Consider the following 19916-nt stretch of genomic DNA (forward strand, 5'->3'; position numbering starts at 1 on the left):
TCGATCATATTGAGGCATTTTTTACGCTTTTTATCGATTGGTGCCTGATAGATGATGCCCGCCATCAACCACCGGTTCTCGTTTCGTGGCTCAGGCGCTCTGCCCCATGACGAACCTTTTCAGGAGACGATCATGCTTGAACTCAGACCTTTCAACTCCCTGGGCGGCGCCCACCACGGCTGGTTGGATGCGCATCACCACTTTTCGTTCGCCGAGTACCACGACCCGAAACGCATGAATTGGGGCAACCTGCGGGTATGGAACGACGACGTGATCGTCTCCGGCACCGGGTTCCCGAAACACCCGCACCGGGACATGGAAATCATCACCTACGTTCGTGAAGGCGCAATTACCCACGAAGACAACCTTGGCAACAAGGGTCGTACCGAAGCGGGCGACGTTCAGGTGATGAGCGCCGGCACCGGGATCGCTCACAGCGAATACAACCTGGAAGCGGGCGAAACCAAGATTTTCCAGATCTGGATCATTCCGAATGAATCCGGTCTGGCCCCTTCATGGGGCGCCAAGCCTTTCCCGAAAGGCCAACGCGAAGGCTTTGTGACGTTGGCCAGCGGCAAGGCGGGTGACGATCAAAGCCTGCGGATCCGTGCCGATGCACGGCTGGTGGCCGCGAACCTGAAGGCTGGTGAATCCGCTGAATATCAGCTGGACAGTGGCCGTCGCGCTTACCTGGTTCCGGCTACCGGGGTCATTGAAGTCAATGGCTTGCGTGCACAAGCTCGAGACGGTGTGGCGGTGGCGGATGAGCAGGTGTTGCGAGTGACTGCCATCGAAGACAGTGAAATCGTGTTGGTGGATCTGGCTTGATCGGGTAAATGCAGGGCAAAAAAAGGGGCGACCGTTGATGGTCGCCCCTTTTTTACATCTGAACCTTTGTGGCGAGGGGGCTTGTCGGAACGCCGCATCGCCCCGTTCGGCTACGAAGCAGTCGTCAGATCTATATCGCGGTATAGCTGGGAAAATGCCGGGGGCCGCTTCGCGACCCAACGGGGGCAAGCCCCCTCGCCACAGGTCCGTCACTTATTTCGCAGAAATAGCGCCATCCACCAGGGTCTGGGCTTCCGCAACCAACTGCTTGAGATGCTCGTCACTGACGAAGCTCTCAGCGTAGATCTTGTAAATGTCCTCAGTCCCCGAAGGCCGTGCCGCAAACCAGCCATTCTCGGTCATGACTTTCAAACCACCGATGGCCTGATCATTACCCGGCGCATGACTGAGGATGCTCTGGATCGCTTCGCCGGCCAGTTGGGTCGAGGTGACCTGATCCGGTGACAGCTTGCTCAACAAAGCTTTCTGTTCAGGGTTGGCCTTGGCATCGACGCGCACCGAGAACGGTTCGCCGAGTTCGTCGGTCAACGCACGGTAGGCCTGGCTCGGGTCGCGACCGGTGCGAGCGGTCATTTCTGCCGCCAGCAATGCCGGAATCAAGCCGTCCTTGTCGGTGCACCAGACGCCGCCGTCCTTGCGCAGGAACGAGGCACCCGCGCTTTCTTCGCCGCCAAAACCCAGCGAACCGTCGAACAGGCCGTCAGCAAACCATTTGAAACCGACCGGCACTTCGTACAGGCGACGACCCAGGCGCTTGGCCACGCGATCGATCAAGCCGCTGCTGACCACGGTTTTGCCCACGGCAGCGTCGGCGCGCCACTGCGGGCGGTTCTGGAACAGGTAGTCGATAGAGACGGCGAGGTAGCTGTTCGGTGCCAGCAGACCACCGGAGGGGGTGACGATGCCATGGCGATCGTGATCCGGGTCACAGGCAAACGCTACATCAAAGCGCTCTTTCAGACCGATCAGGCCTTGCATGGCATGGCTCGACGAGGGGTCCATGCGGATTTGGCCGTCCCAATCGACCGTCATGAAACGGAACGTCGGATCGACCTGTTTGTTGACTACTTCCAGGTCCAGACGGTAGTGCTCGGCAATCGCCGACCAGTAGCGCACCCCTGCTCCGCCCAACGGATCGACACCCAGACGCAGCTTGGCGTCACGGATGGCGTCGAAGTCGATCACGTTGATGAGGTCGGCGACGTAGGTGTTGAGGTAATCGTGACGATGGGTGGTGCTGGCCTTCAGCGCCTGCTCGTAGCTGATGCGTTTGACACCGGCCAGCTTCTTGCCCAGCAGCTCATTGGCCTTGGCTTCGATCCACTTGGTGATGTGGGTATCGGCCGGTCCACCGTTGGTGGGGTTGTATTTGTAGCCACCGCTTTGCGGCGGATTGTGCGATGGGGTGATGACGATACCGTCCGCCAGGCCCGAAGTACGGCCGCGGTTGTAGCAAAGAATCGCGTGAGAAATCGCCGGGGTCGGCGTGTATTCGTCACCCTCGGCGATCATCACGGTCACGCCGTTCGCGGCCAGCACTTCCAGGGCGCTGGCGCCGGCCGGAGTGGACAGCGCGTGGGTGTCGATGCCGACAAACAGCGGACCGTCGATGCCCTGGGCCTCGCGGTACAGGCAGATCGCCTGGCTGATCGCCAGAACGTGCCATTCGTTGAAACTCAGGTCGAACGAGCTGCCTCGGTGTCCGGACGTGCCGAAGGCTACGCGCTGGGTCGAGATGGCGGCATCAGGCTGGCCGGTGTAGTAGGCCGTTACCAGTCGCGGGATGTCGACCAACAATTCTGCCGGTGCCGGTTTGCCCGCAAAAGGACTGAGTGTCATGCAAAACCTCTGGAATAGAGTGGTTCAGGAATAGGAACGCAGTTTACTGGCAGATTGACCGCAGCGCGACGTTATCGATCCCGAGCGAAATGTTATCAATCGCCAAAGCCGCGGCCCTGCTCAATCGATTGATTCCAGGCGCAAGGCATCACCCAACAAGCCCATGGCCGCTGCGAGGTCATGGTCGCCGCCGAAGGTATGGCTCAGGCGCAAGTGTTGCGCATGCAACCCCTGGAGGCTGAACAGTTCTCCTGGCGCAATCACCACCTGGTGCTTGAGCAGGCGCTGGAACACCCGACGCACATCGACCTGACGCAATGACCGCAACCAGATCGTCGCACCGCCCAACGGCTCGACAAAATGCAAGGCATCACCCAGACGCTCCTGCAACAACTGGGTCATGTGCACCTTGCGGTCCTTGAGCAGCCGGCGCAATACCAGCAAGTGCTGATCGATTCGTCCATTGCTGTATAGCCGTGCGATGGCTTTCTGGCGAATCGGCGACAACCGAAATGAACGCAACAGGAAATGCCGCTGCAGTTCGACGCTCAATTGCCGCGAGAGCAGATAACCATAAGGTGCTTCCGGCCCGATGGATTTTTCAAAGGTGGAGAAAACGATCAGCCGATCCGGGTTCAGCAGATCGCGAAACCGCAGGCCGTCCGGCTCGAATTCGAGTTCGCCGTAGCAGTCGTTCTCCAACACCCAACTGCCATGACGCTCCAGCAGTTCAGCGGTGGACTGCCTGTTGCTGCGGGAAGCCACGCTGCCGCGCGGCATGTTGAGACCGGAAGAAAGCATGACCAGCCCCACCGGTTTTGTCTCCAGCAGTTGCTTGAGCTGTTCAAGGTCCAGGCCGCCATTGGCTTGCAAGGGCAGCTCGATGACCTGGACGTCACCGTCCTGGAGCAAGCGCAGGATCGTCCAGTCGCAGGGCGATTCGACGACTACCGTGGCGTCTTTGAGGCACAGCACGGCGATCAGTATTTCCAGGACACCCCGCAAATCGGCGCCGATGTAGACATCATCGGCGTGCCAGCAGCGTGCCGGAGACGAGGTATAGCGTGCGGCCAGTGCGGCGCGCAGTTCCAGTTCGCCGCAAGGTTGTGAAGTCGGTTGCGGCTGACGCGGGTACTGACGCAGCAATTCTCTTTCAAGCAGCAATAACGGGCTGTCCAGTGGCTGCAACAACGCCGGTTCATCCGCACTCAACACCAGCATTCCCGGACGCCTGGCGTTCACATAGACCGTCTCGAGCAAGTCATTGCCGCTGCTGAGCGGGTGAATGGACGACACGGGCAGCGCGTAATAGCCGGATTTGGCGACCGAATACACTCGCCCTTCCTTTTCCAGCAGCGAATAGGCGTACTGAATAGTCGAAATCGACACGCTCAAACGGTCCGCCAACTGCCGCAATGAAGGGAGGCGGACTCGCGTGTCGCTGACCGGTTCGTTGATGAGGTTAGTCAGGTAACGATAGACCGCCTGATAGGCAAAGTCGGTTTCGCGTGGTCCTTTCATAGGTAACGACCGAACACGCTACGCACGGGGCGCTTGCGGGTGAACGCGGTAAAATCCGGCACCCTCAACGCCCCGTTGACCGTTCGCCATTCGCAGCGGCGCCCGCGTCAAGGTCCAACGTTTGCACATTCGTATCGCCGATTTCCGGGCCAGGCTCCTCGCCCCTGGCCACTGGTCCCATGCGGTAAAGCGTGCCGATCAAACTGACGGGCAGCCCGCTGACGTCGACCATCCATTGCAGAACCTGCTCGGGCGCCGGCTTGCCCTGCATCGCCCGGTGCAGATCGGGCAACGCCACGAGCATGCCGGGATGACATTGGCGTAGAAAACGCTCAAGCGAGGCGCCATGCTCGACAAAGGGCGCGAACAGCAAGCACACCAGCTGAGCTTCGCTCAAGCCGAGGTTTTTCTGGGCCTCGGCTTGCGCCAATGCACGCTGGTCGGACATTGTCGTCGGATTGCCGAACGTCTCCATTGCCTGCTCGCAATAGCGCTCGGGAAGTTGTTTGCGACGCATCATGACCAAGGCCCGCTGCACGTACTCAGCAACGCCCGATTCATAGGTGCGGCCGTGAACAAAACAGGCCTCCAGTCCCCGAACGTGCGCGGAAATCGAAAGGCTGACACTTTCATTATCGCTAAGCTGTGCGGCCAGTTCGTCAGGCTGAAACCCGAGGAAGTCGGTGAGCAGTGGCCAGCGATCTTCCAGGTCACTGACAAGCATGTCGTGAATATCGATGAAGGTCGTGCGCCGACACGCCTCGAACGATTCGGCCGGGCGCCACTCGGCCTGGCCATGTTCAGGATAAAACTCGCGGTAGCAATCGCTGCCCAGTTCATCCAGTCGTGCGAACAGCTCTTCGTAACCGGATTCGGGGTAATTCGATGCCTTGAGGTCGGCCTTTTGCGCCGCACGGGTCAATCCATCCATGAACTGCTTTTGCTGACGAGGTGTATCGCTGCTGACCAACGCATCGACGCCTCGGTTCCAGCGGCAGATTTGCCCATAAAACTCGCCCGCTGCCAGGTACCCGTCATCCCACAGGTCGAGCGGTCCATTCCAGGTTCGCCGGTGACCAACCATCAATAGATTGAGACGACTCGACTCGCGGCCTGCTTCGGAAACCGGCGCCAAATGGCTGAATGGCAGGACTTCGCGGTTATCGACCATCACTATCTCCACCCGAGGATCGTCGTAGAGAAACAACGCACTGCAACTGCGATGGATGTTTTCAAGGGCCGTCGGGCTTGCGCCGTTCGTGCGCAAGGTCGCGACTCGCAGCTGGAACGTCGCAGGTGCCCGGCCGGCGATGCTCAATTGTGCGGCGCGCAGCAATGCAAGCGTGTAGCAACTGTCGCGGGTCCCGGACTGGATCGCCAACACCTTGTATTCGCCGATACGGTCCATGCCTCCTGCGGCGACCACCAGACGCTGAATCATCAACTGCAATGCCGTGCGCTCGGCGCGTGAGAAAAAACTCAGCAATCGCTGCAATACTTGCTGATAAACATAGTTCATTGCCTGTTCATGGGTATGGGTCATCATTGTTTACCTGTTACGCATAGGTTCGATGTCACGCAAACAACTGTATGCATTGCGCAAACGGCTGCCTGACATGATTAAAGTGTTGTGCTTGATATCAAATGCTAACACTTAGTTTTTAGTAATTATTTGAAATGAATCGAGCTTACTTGTGATCCCTCCCGCTCACGATTGCAGGAAAGCCCCGCAGGACAGGCGTCCTGCGACCGCATGAGGGATCCTAGGAAATATCCGACAGCGTCCCACAGACATGTAGCACGAGAAATAAAGAAAGAAGTCGCCATTAATTTTTCGGCAATTGATCGATAACACGCTATTTGTTGAGTTTGTATTGCCGGAGCGCGAAGAAAAGTATCTATCCAATACCCAGCCATAGCTCATTCCTTGAGATGAAAGTAATCATTCAATTATCGGGGCTTACAGGGTGATTAGAAGATACAGATTGAGAGCAAAAACCAGTTCAGTTGCTGAACTGACCCGTCGCAGATTGACGGGACGTCTCGGAATTTCGGAGGGAGAATGCAAAAGTCCGTGCAAGCACGGACTTTTTTCAGTGGCGTTACGCCGGTTCGACCTGGAGGGCGACCCGTTCGCGACACGGGCATTCGTCCATGTAGCGATGCGCCTCGACAAACTCGGAAAACGGGAAGACCCGAGTCTTGAGTGGCAGCAGCACGCGGTCAGCGGTCAGCTGGTTGATGTCGCGCAAGGCACGTTGCAGTGCGACCTGGTCCTGGATGATGCCCAGTTCCGGCTTGCCGGTGAAGTTGCCGATGCAGTGAACGAAGAACTGAATATTCTTCTGGAACGCTGCGCAGGCCGGGAACGGTGTCTGGTTACCGCCTTGCAGGCCGTACAGCACCAGGCTGCCACGAGGCGCGAGTACATCGCCGAGCAGTGACATCTGCGGGCCACCGAGGCCATCGAAAACCACATCGACACCTCGGTTGTCGGTAATCTTGTTGATCCGCATGAGCAGATCTTCTTCCTCGGTGACGATTACTTTTTCGGCACCCAGCGACAGCAGGTATTCACGTTCTTCAGCGGTCTTGGTGGCGGCAATCACCCGCACACCCAATGCCTTGCCCAGCTGTACAAAGGAGGGGCCGGCACAGTGACTGGCGTCAGTCACCAAGGCAAATTGCCCGGGCTTGACCCGCGCCAGATCGACATACGCGAAGTAAGCGATCAACAGCGGCGTGTAGTGCACGCTGGCTTCGATCGGGCTGAGCACATCAGGGTAGCGGGTCAGTGCCGAGCGAGGCAGAACAATCTGCTCGCCGTAGACTGGATAGTCATTGGGGCTTTCAGCCGGGAAGCTGGCGACCTTGTCACCGACCGCCAGGTCATCGACGCCCTCGCCGACCGCCGTGACGACGCCGGACATTTCATGGCCAAGGCCTGAAGGCAGGCGAGCGTGGGATGAGGCCAGGTTCTGGCGCCAGAGAATGTCGTACCAGCTGATGCCAATCGCCTCGACGCGCACCTGCACTTCGCCCGGAGCAGGGAGAGCGGCCGCATGCTCTTCGCATTTGAGCACCTCGGCTGGACCAAACTTGTGAAAACGGATCGTGCGGGACATCGCAAACCTCGTCAAAGAAACCTCTAATGCCCTGAACTCTATCTGGGCTTTCTACCCAAGACTATCAGTGGCTATTAATAGTCGACATGCCTGTCATTGATTCCGCAGCATCCACAGGATCAACGGTTATCGTAAAGATCCAGAGTAGCCGTTCCAGGGAAACTGAATTATTCGGTGCAGAGTAGCAGCCTTTCCCCGTAATATTCATGCCGGCCATTGTTCTCATATGGCCGCTCTCGTCAAGCTTGATGACTCTGCCAGGACTCCAGATGAATCGTAATGACCTGCGTCGTGTCGACCTGAACCTGTTGATCGTTTTTGAAACATTGATGCACGAACGCAGTGTGACCCGTGCTGCGGAGAAATTGTTCCTCGGTCAGCCGGCCATCAGTGCGGCACTCTCGCGCCTGCGCGGGCTGTTCGATGATCCGTTGTTCGTGCGTACCGGGCGTAGCATGGAGCCTTCCGCCCGTGCGGTGGAAATCTTCGCCCTGCTCTCTCCTGCCCTGGATTCGATTTCCACCGCTGTCAGCCGTGCGGCGGAATTCGACCCGGCGACCAGTACGGCGGTGTTCCGCATTGGCCTGTCGGACGATGTCGAGTTCGCGCTGTTGCCGATGCTGCTCAAGCGTTTGCGCGCGGAATCGCCGGGGATCGTATTGGTGGTGCGGCGGGCCAACTACATCCTGATGCCGAGCCTGTTGGCCTCGGGGGAGATTTCCATCGGCGTCAGCTACACCGCCGACCTGCCGGCCAACGCCAAGCGCAAAGTGCTGCGCCGCAGCATGCCGAAGCTGTTGCGCGCCGATTCCGTACCGGGGCCATTGAGCCTGGATGACTTCTGCGCTCGCCCCCATGCGCTGGTGTCGTTTGCCGGTGACTTGAGCGGCTTTATAGATGAAGAACTGGAAAAGCTTGGGCGCAAACGCCATGTAGTGCTCGCGGTGCCGCAGTTCAACGGGCTCAGCACGCTCATCAGCGGGACCGATATCGTCGCGACGGTGCCAGACTACACCGCAGACGCGTTGACGGCGGCTGGCGGTGTGCGGGCTGAAGATCCGCCGTTGCCGGTGCGCAGCTTTGAATTGCACATGGCGTGGCGTGGGTCGCAGGACAATGATCCGGGTGAGCGTTGGTTGCGGTCGCGGATTCAGATGTTCTTTGGGGATCCGGATAGCCTGGCGTGATCCTGATCTTTTGTTGGGGCTGATGGCCTCTTCGCGGGCAAGCCCGCTCCCACAGTGATTTGTGGCGTTTTTAAATCCCTGTGGGAGCGGGCTTGCCCGCGAAGGCCGCGACTCGGTCTCAAGCCAATCCTTTGCATTACCAGCAACACAGAATTGTCATCAAGCCAATTGATCGTGGTCTTATGTAAGGCGCATGCTAGAGGGCTAGCCTCAGACTTATATCATTCCGAATGATAGTTACCTTCGCTTCATTCGATTCGTGCGATACCACCCCCGCCGCTCATGATCCGCCCATCTCAATACATTGGCGGATGCATCCATGGAACAGTCACTCAAACATTTGCGCTTCCCATTGGCCATGTTGGCCGTACTGGTGATGAGCGCCTGCGGCAAGGCTCCGGAGTCTGCCGCTACCATGCCCGCGGCCAAAGTCAGCGTCGCCAAGGTCCTGGAACAACCGGTCAACGAGTGGGACGAATTCACCGGGCGCCTTGAAGCGCCAGAAACCGTAGAAATTCGTCCACGGGTCTCCGGCCAGATTGATGAAGTGGCCTTCACCGAAGGCGCACTGGTCAAGAAAGGCGACCTGCTGTTCCAGATTGATCCACGCCCCTTCCAGGCTGAGGTCCGCCGCCTCGAAGCATTGGTTGCCCAAGGTCGCGCCAATGCCACCCGCAGCGAAAATGAAGCCCAGCGTGGCGAACGCTTGCGCACCAGCAACGCAATCTCTGCTGAACTTGCTGACTCGCGCACCAGCGCTTCCCAGGAAGCCCGTGCGGCCGTCGGCGCCCTCCAGGCGCAACTGGACCTGGCCAAACTGAACCTGAGCTTCACCCGTGTCACCGCGCCGATCAGTGGTCGTGTCAGCCGTGCGGAAATCACCGCCGGCAACCTGGTGACCGCCGACACCACCGCGCTGACCAGCGTCGTTTCCACCGACAAGGTCTACGCCTACTTCGACGCCGACGAACGTGTGTTCCTCAAATACACCCAGCTCGCTCGCCAGGGCAAACGCGGTGCAACCACCCCGGTTTACCTCGGTCTGTCCAACGAAGACGGCAACCCGCACCAAGGCGTGATGAACTTCGTCGACAACCAGGTCAACCCGAAAACCGGCACCATCCGCGGTCGCGCGGTCTTTGATAACGCCGACGGACAGTACACCCCTGGCTTGTATGCCCGTTTGAAACTGGTCGGCAGCGGCACCTACTCCGCGGTGCTGATCAACGACGAAGCCGTCGGTACCGATCTGGGCAAGAAATTCGTGCTGGTGATGGATGCCGACAACAAGACGGCCTATCGCGCCGTCGAGCTGGGTCCGAAAATCGAAGGCTTGCGCATCGTGCGCAGCGGCCTGAACAAGGATGACACTGTCATCGTCAAGGGTCTGCAACGGGTTCGCCCTGGCTCGCCGGTCACCCCTGAAGTGATCCCGATGGCCAGCGAACAAACCCTCGCGGCACTCGCACAACAACGACAAGCGCTGGAAGCCAGCAACCAGCCCCAAGTCGCACCTGCCAAGGTCGCGCCGGGTTCGGTTGTGAAACTGGCTGCTGCGACTCCACGCGGTTAAGGGACGACAACTCCGATGAATTTTTCCCAATTCTTCATTTCACGGCCGATCTTCGCCGCGGTACTGTCGCTGCTGATCCTGATCGCCGGTGCCATCTCGCTGTTCCAGTTGCCGATCAGCGAGTACCCGGAAGTGGTGCCACCGACCGTTGTGGTCCGCGCGAACTTCCCGGGTGCCAACCCAAAAGTCATCGGTGAAACCGTGGCCGCTCCATTGGAGCAAGCCATTACCGGCGTCGAGAACATGCTGTACATGTCCTCGCAGTCCACCGCTGACGGCAAGATCACCCTGACCATCACCTTTGCCCTGGGCACCGACCTGGACAACGCACAGGTACAGGTGCAGAACCGTGTGACCCGGACCGAGCCGAAACTTCCAGAAGAAGTGACGCGCATCGGTATCACCGTCGACAAGGCTTCGCCCGACCTGACCATGGTTGTGCACTTGACCTCGCCGGACAAACGCTACGACATGCTTTACCTGTCCAACTACGCCTTGCTTAACATCAAGGATGAGCTGGCGCGTCTGGGCGGTGTCGGTGACGTGCAGCTGTTCGGTATGGGCGACTACTCGCTGCGGGTCTGGCTCGATCCGAACAAGACCGCTTCGCGCAACCTGACCGCCACCGATGTGGTGACCGCGATTCGTGAACAGAACCGTCAGGTCGCTGCCGGTGCACTGGGTGCGCCCCCTGCGCCGAATGCCACGGCGTTCCAGCTGTCGGTCAACACTCAGGGCCGTCTGGTTTCTGAAGAAGAGTTCGAGAACATCATCATTCGCTCCGGCGAGAATGGTGAAATCACTCGCCTCAAAGACATTGCCCGCGTCGAACTCGGCTCCAGCCAGTACGCGCTGCGCTCCTTGCTGAACAATCAACCGGCGGTGGCGATCCCGATCTTCCAGCGTCCTGGCTCCAACGCGATCCAGATCTCCAACGACGTTCGGGAGAAAATGGCCGAGCTGAAGAAGAACTTCCCGGAAGGCATGGACTTCAGCATCGTCTATGACCCGACGATCTTCGTGCGCGGCTCCATTGAGGCGGTGGTCCACACCCTCTTCGAAGCACTGATCCTCGTTGTTCTGGTGGTGATCCTGTTCTTGCAAACCTGGCGCGCCTCGATCATTCCGTTGGTAGCGGTGCCGGTTTCGCTGATCGGTACGTTTGCGGTGATGCATCTGTTCGGCTTCTCGCTGAACGCCCTGTCACTGTTCGGCCTGGTATTGGCCATCGGTATCGTGGTGGACGACGCCATCGTGGTGGTGGAGAACGTCGAGCGAAACATCGGACTGGGACTGACACCGGTCGAAGCGACCAAACGGGCCATGCGAGAAGTGACCGGCCCGATTATCGCGACCGCGCTGGTGCTGTGTGCCGTGTTTATCCCGGCGGCGTTCATCTCCGGCTTGACCGGGCAGTTCTACAAACAGTTCGCCCTGACCATTGCGATCTCGACCGTGATCTCGGCGTTCAACTCGCTGACCCTGTCGCCTGCATTGGCGGCGGTGTTGCTCAAAAGCCATGACGCACCGAAAGACCGTTTCTCCAGGGGCCTCGACAAGATCTTCGGTGGCTGGCTGTTCCGTCCATTCAACCGTTTCTTTGACAAGGCCAGTCACAGTTATGTCGGCACCGTCGGCCGGGTTATCCGCAGCAGCGGTATTGCCCTGCTGTTGTACGCAGGCCTGATGGTGTTGACCTTCTTCGGTTTCTCCAGCACCCCGACCGGTTTCGTACCCGGCCAGGACAAGCAATACCTGGTGGCCTTCGCGCAACTGCCGGACGCCTCGAGCCTGGACCGTACCGAAGACGTGATCAAACGCATGTCCGACCTGGCCCTGAAACAGCCGGGTGTGGAAAGTGCGGTGGCCTTCCCGGGCCTGTCGATCAACGGTTTCACCAACAGCCCTAACGCCGGCATCGTGTTCGTGACCCTGAAACCGTTCGACGAGCGCAAAGACCCGAGTATGTCGGCCGGTGCGATTGCCGGTGCGTTGAACGGCCAGTTCGCCGGGATTCAGGAAGCCTACATGGCGATTTTTCCGCCGCCGCCGGTACAAGGCCTCGGCACCATCGGTGGTTTCCGCCTGCAGATCGAAGACCGGGGCAACCTGGGCTACGACGAGCTGTACAAAGAAACCATGAACATCATCACCAAGAGCCACAACGTGCCGGAACTGGCCGCCCTGTTCACCAGCTACACCGTGAACGTGCCGCAGGTCGATGCCGCCATCGACCGGGAAAAAGCCAAGACCCACGGCGTGGCTGTCAGCGACATCTTCGACACCCTGCAGATCTACCTGGGCTCGCTGTATGCCAACGACTTCAACCGCTTCGGCCGCACCTACCAGGTCAACGTCCAGGCTGAACAGCAGTTCCGTCTCGAACCGGACCAGATCGGTCAACTGAAAGTGCGCAACAACAAAGGCGAGATGATCCCGCTGGCGACCTTCATCAAGGTCAGCGACACCTCGGGGCCGGACCGCGTGATGCACTACAACGGCTTCATCACCGCTGAAATCAACGGTGCGGCAGCACCCGGCTACAGCTCCGGCCAGGCCGAAAAAGCCATCGAGAAACTGCTCAAGGAAGAACTTCCGAACGGCATGACCTACGAGTGGACCGACCTGACCTACCAGCAGATTCTGTCCGGTAACACCGCACTGTTCGTGTTCCCGCTCTGCGTACTGCTGGCGTTCCTGGTACTCGCGGCTCAATACGAAAGCTGGAGCCTGCCACTGGCGGTGATCCTGATCGTACCGATGACCTTGCTGTCGGCTATCACCGGTGTGATTGCTTCGGGAGGCGACAACAACATCTTCACCCAGATCGGCTTGATCGTGCTGGTGGGACTTGCGTGTAAGAACGCGATCCTGATCGTCGAATTCGCCAAGGACAAACAGCAGGACGACGGCATGAGCCCGCTGGCTGCGGTGCTCGAAGCGTGCCGTCTGCGTCTGCGTCCGATCCTGATGACCTCCTTCGCGTTCATCATGGGTGTTGTGCCTCTGGTCTTCTCCAGCGGTGCCGGTGCCGAAATGCGTCACGCCATGGGTGTGGCGGTGTTCTCCGGGATGCTCGGGGTAACCTTCTTTGGTCTGTTGCTGACACCTGTGTTCTACGTATTGATTCGTAACTTTGTGGAGCGCGGTGAAAAGCGCAAAGCGGCCAAGGCCCTGAAACTGGAGGCGCAACAATGAGCCTGAAAGCCTTCCTGCCGAGCCTTCTGGTACTGGCCCTGAGTGCCTGTGCCGTCGGCCCGGACTACAAGACTCCAGTCACTGAGCCGGCCAACATCACCACCGCCACCGATGGCGCTGCCGGTCAGAAAAACTTCGACCGCACGCGTTTCGAAGGCATCTGGTGGCAGCAGTTCGAAGACCCGACCCTCAACCAGTTGGTGACTCAATCGCTGCAAGGCAACCGTGATCTGCGCGTGGCCTTCGCCCGCTGGAAAGCGGCCCGGGCGATTCGCGATGACGTCAGCAATGACGCCATGCCCACTATTACCAGCCGTGCCAGCAGTGAATTGGGTAAAGGTCAGATTCCAGGCCAGACCACCAAACGGGTCAATAGCGAACGCTACGACCTGGGCCTGGACATGGCCTGGGAACTCGACTTGTTTGGTCGTATCCAGCGCAACCTGGAATCCAGCGACGCCGAGCAACAAGCGGCCGAAGCCGATCTGTACCAACTGCAAGTCACCATGATTGCCGAACTGGTGGACGCCTACGGTCAACTGCGCGGTGCACAACTGCGGGAAAAGATTGCCCTGGCCAACCTGAACAACCAGCAGGAGTCGCGCAAGATCACCGAAAGCCTGCGTGATGCCGGCGTCGGCGATCAACTGGACGTGGAGCGTGCCGATGCACGCCTCGCCTCGGTCGAAGCCAGCGTGCCGCAGTTGCAGGCCGAACAGGTTCGGCAGAAAAACCGTATTGCCACCCTGCTGGGCGAGCGTCCGGACAAGCTGGCCGTCGACTTGAGTCCAAAAGACTTGCCGGCGATTGCCAAAGCGTTGCCGATCGGTGACCCGGGTGAGTTGCTGCAACGTCGTCCGGACATTCTCAGCGCCGAGCGCAAACTGGCCTCCGCCACTGCCCGTATCGGCGTAGCCAAGGCTGATCTGTTCCCTCGGGTCAGCCTCAGCGGCTTCCTTGGCTTTACTGCCGGCCGTGGCTCGCAGATCGGTTCCGCGGCTGCCAATGCCTGGGCGCTTGGCCCGAGCATTACTTGGGCTGCGTTCGACCTGGGCAGCGTGCGGGCCCGTTTGCGCGGGGCCGATGCCGATGCCGAAGGCGCGTTGGCGACCTACGAGCAGCAAGTGCTGCTGGCGCTCGAAGAGTCGGAAAACGCATTCAGCGACTACGGCAAACGTCAGCAACGGCTGATCTCGCTGATTCGTCAAAGCGAAGCGAGCCGTTCAGCCGCGGACCTGGCCGAGATCCGCTACCGCGAAGGCACCGTCGACTTCCTCGTCCTGCTGGATGCACAACGTGAGCGTCTGGCGGCCGAAGATACCCAGGCCTCGGCGGAAACCGATCTGTATCGCGGCATTGTCGCGATTTACAAAGCCCTTGGCGGTGGCTGGCAACCAGAGACGGTCGCCAGCAAGTAACTTTTTAAAGAGCTCCTTTGGTTGGCCGCAACCAACCAATTTTTTAGCCCTGCGCCTCATTCGGTCGCGGGGCTTTTTTTGCTCGATAATGCGATACAAATTCCTGTGTGCGAGCCTGCTCGCGATGACGGATGCACATTCAACGATGATAGTGACTGACCCACCGCTATCGCGATCAGGCTCGCTTCCACAGGGAGAGGAATAGGGTTGGTTTTGAGGTCTTTGGTTTTCCACTGGAGATCCCAAAACGCTGCTTGAGGGTGCGCCGCCGGCGTTCTTCGCTCAGCGACCCGTAGGCAAAATCGCCGACATTGAACTGAGTCAGGGTTTGACTCACACGCCCACCTGACCGAAGCTGACAGCTTTGCAAAAGCCGCCAGCCCCCGGATTCCTGCATGCCCCAGTCCCGCCGCTACTTGCTCATCAGCCTCTGCGTCCTGTTCGCCATCGCTCTTGCCTGGTTTTTCCTGCGCAGCACGACACCCGTGGTGCCGGAAGCCATCAAGCGCGGTTACAGCGAAGCGTTGACCCAGGCACGCGCCGGGCAACCGGGCGCCGCACGCGTGCTCTACCAGCAACTGGGCCGCCCTGACCTGTCGCCCAAGCGCCGTGTCTGGCTGCATGCCGAACTGCCGAATTACCCGAGCCCCCAAGCCCTGAAACTGGCGGATGCAGACTTGCAAAACCAGTCGGCCGACGTGCGCATTGCGGCGATCAAAAGTATCAGCGGCCTGGTGCCCAATGGGCAGCGCAGTCTGCTGATCGGGCCATTGCTCGATGACGGCGAACAAAGCGTCCGCGCTGCCGCGATCAACGCACTGTTGGGCTTGTCGCCGGATGACCTGGGCCTGTATTTCGGGCCGTTGGAGCAATCCATCGATGCGTGGGAGCAGGTCCTGAAGAGCCAGCCGGAAAGCGCCGGCAACCAATATCAACTGGCTCGTCTGCACCTGCACAATGCCGAACTGAAAGAAGCGCAGCAGGCCCTGGAGCGCACGCTGCAACTGGACCCAGGCAATCTGCCGGCGCTGGTGATGCAGATTGAAGTCCTGGACAAACAAGGCCAAAGCGACGCAGCCCGGAAATTGCTGGCGAAACAGTTGAAGGCTCAACCCGACTCGGCTTACCTGCAACATGCCCTGGGGCTTTGGTTGCTGCATCACGGGCAAAGTGAGTTCGCCTTGCTTGGTCTGTCCAAAGCAGTCGAGATCGAGCCGAACAACAAGGACTACCGCTACGACCTGGCGACTACATTGCATGGTGAACAAGAGCTGGAAGCGGCGCAAAAACAGCTGCAGGAAATCGTCCAGCGCCACCCGGCCGATCGCAAGGCGCGGGTGCTGCTGATCAATTACTGGAAAGAAAGCGGCCAATTACAGAACGTGCAGATCCTTCTGGCGCAGCTGGAGCAGCTCAATCCCGATGATCCGGCGTTGCAGCAAGGCTTGTAACGTCACCCTCTGGCAGGCCAACAAAAAGGTTGAACCGTCGCCACGGCAAAAGGTCAAGTGATCAGGCAGTCCATTCAGGCACTTCAGGCCTGCTGCCTCGCTTCCCTAGTCATGAGAGGGTTTTTTTTGTCTACGTCTAACGAGTTGTTCAGTGCAAAAGCCGCCACCGGCATCGAAGGTCTGGATGACATCCTGGCCGGTGGATTGTCCCGCGGCCATGTGTTTTTGCTGGAGGGTGAACCCGGCACCGGTAAAACCACCGTCGCTTTGCATTTTCTGTTGGCTGGCGCCCGCGCCGGCGAGCGCTCGTTGTACATCACGCTTTCAGAAACCGAGCGCGAACTGCGCCAAGGGGCGTTGTCCCACGGTTGGGAGCTGGATGAAAACATCCACATCTTCGAACTGACGCCGCCAGAAAACCTGCTCAATGCCGAGCATCAGCAGAGTCTCCTGTATTCCTCGGACCTTGAGCTGGGCGAAGCGACCAAACAGATTTTCGAAGTGGTCGAACGGGTCAAGCCGACCCGAGTGGTCCTCGACAGCCTTTCCGAAATCCGCTTGCTGGCCCAGAGCTCCCTGCGTTATCGCCGGCAGATTCTGGCGATCAAGCACTACTTCGTGCGCTACGACGCGACCGTGCTGTTGCTCGATGACCTGACCACCGAATCCCTCGATAAAACCGTGCACAGTGTGGCGCACGGGGTGGTTCGCCTGGAAGAACTGACGCCCAACTACGGCGCCGAACGCCGGCGGATCCGCGTCGTGAAGTACCGCGGTCAAAAATACCGTGGCGGTTTTCATGACTTTACGATTATGGGCGACGGCGTTCACGTGTTCCCTCGTCTGGTCGCGGCGGAACACCGCGGCGGTTATGTGCGCCAGCAATTGACCAGCGGCATCAAGGAAATGGACGCCCTGCTCGGCGGCGGTATCGAGACCGGTTCCAGCACGCTGATTCTCGGCCCGGCCGGCACCGGCAAATCGCTGATATCGATGATCTTCGCCGCCGCAGCCGTCGGCCGGGGTGAGAAAGCGGCGCTGTTTATCTTCGATGAAGAGCTGGGGCTGCTGTTCGAGCGCATGAAAAACATGGGCATCGACCTGCAGGCGCTGCAAGACACCGGCAACCTGCTGATCGAGCAAGTCGACGCCGCCGAACTGTCTCCGGGCGAGTTCTCGCACCGGGTTCGCCGTTGCGTCGATGAGCGCAACATCAAAACAGTGGTGATCGACAGCATCAACGGCTACCAGGCCGCAATGCCCGAGGAAAACGCGCTGGTGCTGCACATGCACGAGTTGCTGCTGTACCTCAATCGCCGAGGCGCCGCGACGTTCATGACGGTTGCTCAACACGGGCTGGTCGGCGACATGCAGGCCCCGGTCGACATTACTTATCTGGCTGACACGGTGATTCTGTTGCGTTACTTCGAAGCCCTGGGCAAGGTTCGCCGGGCCGTTTCCATTATCAAGAAACGCACCGGCAGCCACGAATCGACCATTCGCGAATACCGCATCGGCAGCAAAGGCATGACCATTGGTGAACCGTTGGATGCGTTCCAGGGTGTGTTGCGCGGCGTGCCGACTTATCTGGGCGCCAGCCAGCCACTCCTCAAGGATGATGGCCGGTGAGTGTTATCGAGGCGATGTCCGAGCGCGCGATCATTCTCGCGCCGCTGGGACGTGACAGCCAGATTGCGCTGATGATGCTTAACGAGGCGGGATTCGAAGGCGTTGTTACCCGGGACCTGGTCACGCTGTGCAGCGAGCTGGCGCTAGGTGCCGGCCTGCTGGTGATTTCTTCGGAGGCCTTGCTGGGTTGTGATCTCGACCCGCTGCTGGGCTTGATCGAGGAACAACCGGCCTGGTCAGACCTGCCGATCGTACTGCTGACCCACCACGGCGGCCCTGAGCAGAACCCCGCGTCACGCCTCGGCCCACAATTGGGCAACGTGACCTTCCTCGAGCGTCCGTTTCATCCGGTGACGTTGATCAGTCTGGTCACGACCGCATTGCGCGGGCGACGACGGCAGTATGAAGCCAGGGACCGGTTGATTGACCTGAGCCAAAGCGAATTGCGTTTGCAAAACACACTGGAAACCCTCGAACAACAGGTCGAGGAGCGTACCGCCCAACTGCGCCATAACGAAGAAGCCCTCAGACAGTCGCAGAAAATGGAGGCAGTCGGCCAACTCACCGGTGGTATTGCCCACGACTTCAACAACATGTTGACCGGCATCATCGGCAGCCTCGAGTTGCTGCGTCGACGCCTGGCCCGAGGTCGCACCGATGACCTGGACGGCCTGATCGACCTGGGGGTGACGTCGGCCAATCGCGCGGCAGGTCTGACCCATCGTCTGCTGGCGTTTTCCCGACGCCAGTCGCTGGATTCCAAACCCGTGAAAATGAACACCCTGGTAGTGTCCATGGGCGAACTTTTGCAGCGCAGCATCAACGAAAGCATTCAGCTGGACATGCAGTTGAGCGAGGACCTGTGGGTGGCCGAGGCCGACCCCAACCAGCTCGAAAGCGCCCTCCTCAACCTGGTACTGAACGCCCGCGATGCCATGCCTGAAGGCGGAAAACTGGTGGTCAACACCTCGAACCAACACCTGGACAAGGGCTTCACGCAAGTCCACAGCAACCTGCAACCGGGGGATTACGTCGTGCTGCGCGTGACCGACACCGGCTGCGGCATGCCGGAAAGCACTATCAGCCGGGCCTTTGATCCGTTCTTCACCACCAAGCCGATCGGCCAGGGCACCGGTTTGGGCTTGTCGATGATTTACGGTTTCAGCAAGCAGTCCCACGGCCACGTGACCATCGAGAGTGAAGTGGGCAACGGCACAATGGTGAGTCTGTATTTGCCGCGTTACAACGGTGATCTGGTCGAGGACACCCTGGTCGATATCGCACACGCGCCTTACGCTCAGGACGGTGAAACCGTGCTGATCGTCGAGGATGATCCGGCGGTACGGGTGTTGGTCAGTGCGGTATTGAGTGAATTGGGCTATGCCTTCGTCGAGGCAGGCGATGCCGACAGCGCGGTGCCGATTCTCGACTCCGGCCAGCGTATCGACTTGTTGATCAGTGATGTGGGCTTGCCTGGGATGAATGGCCGGCAATTGGCGGAAATCGGTCGGCAGTACCGGCCTGATCTGAAAGTATTGTTCATCACCGGTTATGCCGAACACGCGGCGGTGCGCGGTGGATTCCTTGACCCTGGCATGCAGATGATCACCAAGCCGTTCACCTTCGACCTGTTGACGGCCAAGGTGCGGGAGATGATTCGAATCTGAAAGCCCCCATGACGGGGGCTCCGGGACCATTTACGACAGCATGTCCTGCATCAGCTCTTGCAACACATCCAGATCGAACGGTTTGCCGAGGATCGGCGCCTTGCGCGTGATCGGGCTGTCGGTCTCGCGGATTTCCTGCGGATAACCGCTGATAAAAATCACTTTGAGTTCCGGTCGCAGCTTCACGGCGGGCTCGGCGATCTGCACGCCGGAAATCCCGCCAGGCAGGCGAAAGTCAGTAATCATCATGTCCAGGTGCGGCTTGCTCGCCAGTATTTCGAAGGCCTGCTCGCCGTTTTCGGCCTGCAGTACCCGGTAACCCTCACCCGACAAGTAAGCGGACAATACCATCAGAATCGAGGGGTCATCCTCGACAATGAGTACTACATCTTGTGCATCTTCACTCATGGGAAGCCTTTGTTCGGTCAATAGCTGCTGATACGACCATGGGGTCGATCA

General features: G+C 59.3%; 13 protein-coding genes. 8 read left to right on the forward strand and 5 right to left on the reverse strand.

What is annotated here, in order from left to right:
- The first annotated feature begins 132 nt into the window (after window positions 1-132).
- Window positions 133-828, forward strand: a complete 696-nt coding sequence (locus ACIQV9_RS02440) for a pirin family protein (protein ID WP_403097738.1) — start codon at window positions 133-135, stop codon at window positions 826-828.
- Window positions 829-1041: 213 nt separating this feature from the next.
- On the opposite strand, the gene pgm is transcribed toward ACIQV9_RS02440, so the two are convergent.
- The 4 genes from pgm to ACIQV9_RS02460 form a co-directional block, all read right to left on the reverse strand.
- A complete protein-coding gene (gene pgm / locus ACIQV9_RS02445; RefSeq protein WP_403097741.1) occupies window positions 1042-2688 on the reverse strand; it encodes a phosphoglucomutase (alpha-D-glucose-1,6-bisphosphate-dependent) in 1647 nt (548 codons plus the stop codon).
- Window positions 2689-2808: 120 nt separating this feature from the next.
- Window positions 2809-4209: a PLP-dependent aminotransferase family protein gene (locus tag ACIQV9_RS02450; RefSeq protein WP_403097744.1), complete on the reverse strand. Its 1401-nt coding sequence runs from the start codon at window positions 4207-4209 to the stop codon at window positions 2809-2811.
- Between the two features lie 64 nt (window positions 4210-4273).
- Window positions 4274-5752, reverse strand: a complete 1479-nt coding sequence (locus ACIQV9_RS02455) for a hypothetical protein (protein ID WP_403097747.1) — start codon at window positions 5750-5752, stop codon at window positions 4274-4276.
- A 559-nt stretch (window positions 5753-6311) separates the two neighbouring features.
- Window positions 6312-7334, reverse strand: coding sequence for a zinc-dependent alcohol dehydrogenase family protein (locus ACIQV9_RS02460; RefSeq protein WP_219094102.1), 1023 nt, complete (start codon window positions 7332-7334; stop codon window positions 6312-6314).
- Window positions 7335-7603: 269 nt separating this feature from the next.
- On the opposite strand from ACIQV9_RS02460, the gene ACIQV9_RS02465 reads away from it, so the two are divergent.
- From ACIQV9_RS02465 to ACIQV9_RS02495, 7 genes are all read left to right on the forward strand, one after another.
- Window positions 7604-8521, forward strand: coding sequence for a LysR family transcriptional regulator (locus tag ACIQV9_RS02465; RefSeq protein WP_403097751.1), 918 nt, complete (start codon window positions 7604-7606; stop codon window positions 8519-8521).
- A gap of 319 nt (window positions 8522-8840) precedes the next feature.
- Window positions 8841-10094: a multidrug efflux RND transporter periplasmic adaptor subunit MexE gene (gene mexE, locus ACIQV9_RS02470; protein WP_403097753.1), complete on the forward strand. Its 1254-nt coding sequence runs from the start codon at window positions 8841-8843 to the stop codon at window positions 10092-10094.
- A 15-nt stretch (window positions 10095-10109) separates the two neighbouring features.
- On the forward strand, window positions 10110-13292 hold the full coding sequence (locus ACIQV9_RS02475; RefSeq protein ID WP_403097756.1) for an efflux RND transporter permease subunit: 3183 nt from the start codon (window positions 10110-10112) through the stop codon (window positions 13290-13292).
- A complete protein-coding gene (locus ACIQV9_RS02480) occupies window positions 13289-14710 on the forward strand; it encodes an efflux transporter outer membrane subunit (protein ID WP_403097758.1) in 1422 nt (473 codons plus the stop codon). The genes ACIQV9_RS02475 and ACIQV9_RS02480 overlap by 4 nt, the downstream gene beginning before the upstream one ends.
- Before the next feature lie 395 nt (window positions 14711-15105).
- Complete coding sequence (locus ACIQV9_RS02485; RefSeq protein WP_403097767.1) at window positions 15106-16161, forward strand: tetratricopeptide repeat protein; 1056 nt, start codon at window positions 15106-15108, stop codon at window positions 16159-16161.
- A gap of 126 nt (window positions 16162-16287) precedes the next feature.
- Window positions 16288-17790: an ATPase domain-containing protein gene (locus tag ACIQV9_RS02490; RefSeq protein ID WP_403097769.1), complete on the forward strand. Its 1503-nt coding sequence runs from the start codon at window positions 16288-16290 to the stop codon at window positions 17788-17790.
- 14 nt (window positions 17791-17804) lie between these two features.
- Window positions 17805-19457 carry an ATP-binding protein gene (locus tag ACIQV9_RS02495; RefSeq protein ID WP_403098580.1) on the forward strand — a complete coding sequence of 551 codons (1653 nt, stop codon included), beginning with the start codon at window positions 17805-17807 and terminating at the stop codon, window positions 19455-19457.
- Between the two features lie 30 nt (window positions 19458-19487).
- On the opposite strand, the gene ACIQV9_RS02500 is transcribed toward ACIQV9_RS02495, so the two are convergent.
- A complete protein-coding gene (locus tag ACIQV9_RS02500) occupies window positions 19488-19865 on the reverse strand; it encodes a response regulator (RefSeq protein WP_010460444.1) in 378 nt (125 codons plus the stop codon).
- Window positions 19866-19916 lie beyond the last annotated feature (51 nt).

This window comes from Pseudomonas sp. NPDC099000, from assembly GCF_044759925.1.
GTDB lineage: Bacteria > Pseudomonadota > Gammaproteobacteria > Pseudomonadales > Pseudomonadaceae > Aquipseudomonas.

What these genes read in the sequence shown, in the direction of transcription:
- mexE (WP_403097753.1), top strand. Translation starts at nt 8,841, where the DNA reads ATGGAACAGTCACTCAAACATTTGCGCTTCCCATTGGCCATGTTGGCC.
- ACIQV9_RS02480 (WP_403097758.1), top strand. Translation starts at nt 13,289, where the DNA reads ATGAGCCTGAAAGCCTTCCTGCCGAGCCTTCTGGTACTGGCCCTGAGT.
- ACIQV9_RS02500 (WP_010460444.1), bottom strand. Translation starts at nt 19,865, where the DNA reads ATGAGTGAAGATGCACAAGATGTAGTACTCATTGTCGAGGATGACCCC.
- ACIQV9_RS02475 (WP_403097756.1), top strand. Translation starts at nt 10,110, where the DNA reads ATGAATTTTTCCCAATTCTTCATTTCACGGCCGATCTTCGCCGCGGTA.
- pgm (WP_403097741.1), bottom strand. Translation starts at nt 2,688, where the DNA reads ATGACACTCAGTCCTTTTGCGGGCAAACCGGCACCGGCAGAATTGTTG.
- ACIQV9_RS02495 (WP_403098580.1), top strand. Translation starts at nt 17,805, where the DNA reads ATGTCCGAGCGCGCGATCATTCTCGCGCCGCTGGGACGTGACAGCCAG.
- ACIQV9_RS02455 (WP_403097747.1), bottom strand. Translation starts at nt 5,752, where the DNA reads ATGACCCATACCCATGAACAGGCAATGAACTATGTTTATCAGCAAGTA.
- ACIQV9_RS02465 (WP_403097751.1), top strand. Translation starts at nt 7,604, where the DNA reads ATGAATCGTAATGACCTGCGTCGTGTCGACCTGAACCTGTTGATCGTT.
- ACIQV9_RS02460 (WP_219094102.1), bottom strand. Translation starts at nt 7,334, where the DNA reads ATGTCCCGCACGATCCGTTTTCACAAGTTTGGTCCAGCCGAGGTGCTC.
- ACIQV9_RS02440 (WP_403097738.1), top strand. Translation starts at nt 133, where the DNA reads ATGCTTGAACTCAGACCTTTCAACTCCCTGGGCGGCGCCCACCACGGC.
- ACIQV9_RS02485 (WP_403097767.1), top strand. Translation starts at nt 15,106, where the DNA reads ATGCCCCAGTCCCGCCGCTACTTGCTCATCAGCCTCTGCGTCCTGTTC.
- ACIQV9_RS02450 (WP_403097744.1), bottom strand. Translation starts at nt 4,209, where the DNA reads ATGAAAGGACCACGCGAAACCGACTTTGCCTATCAGGCGGTCTATCGT.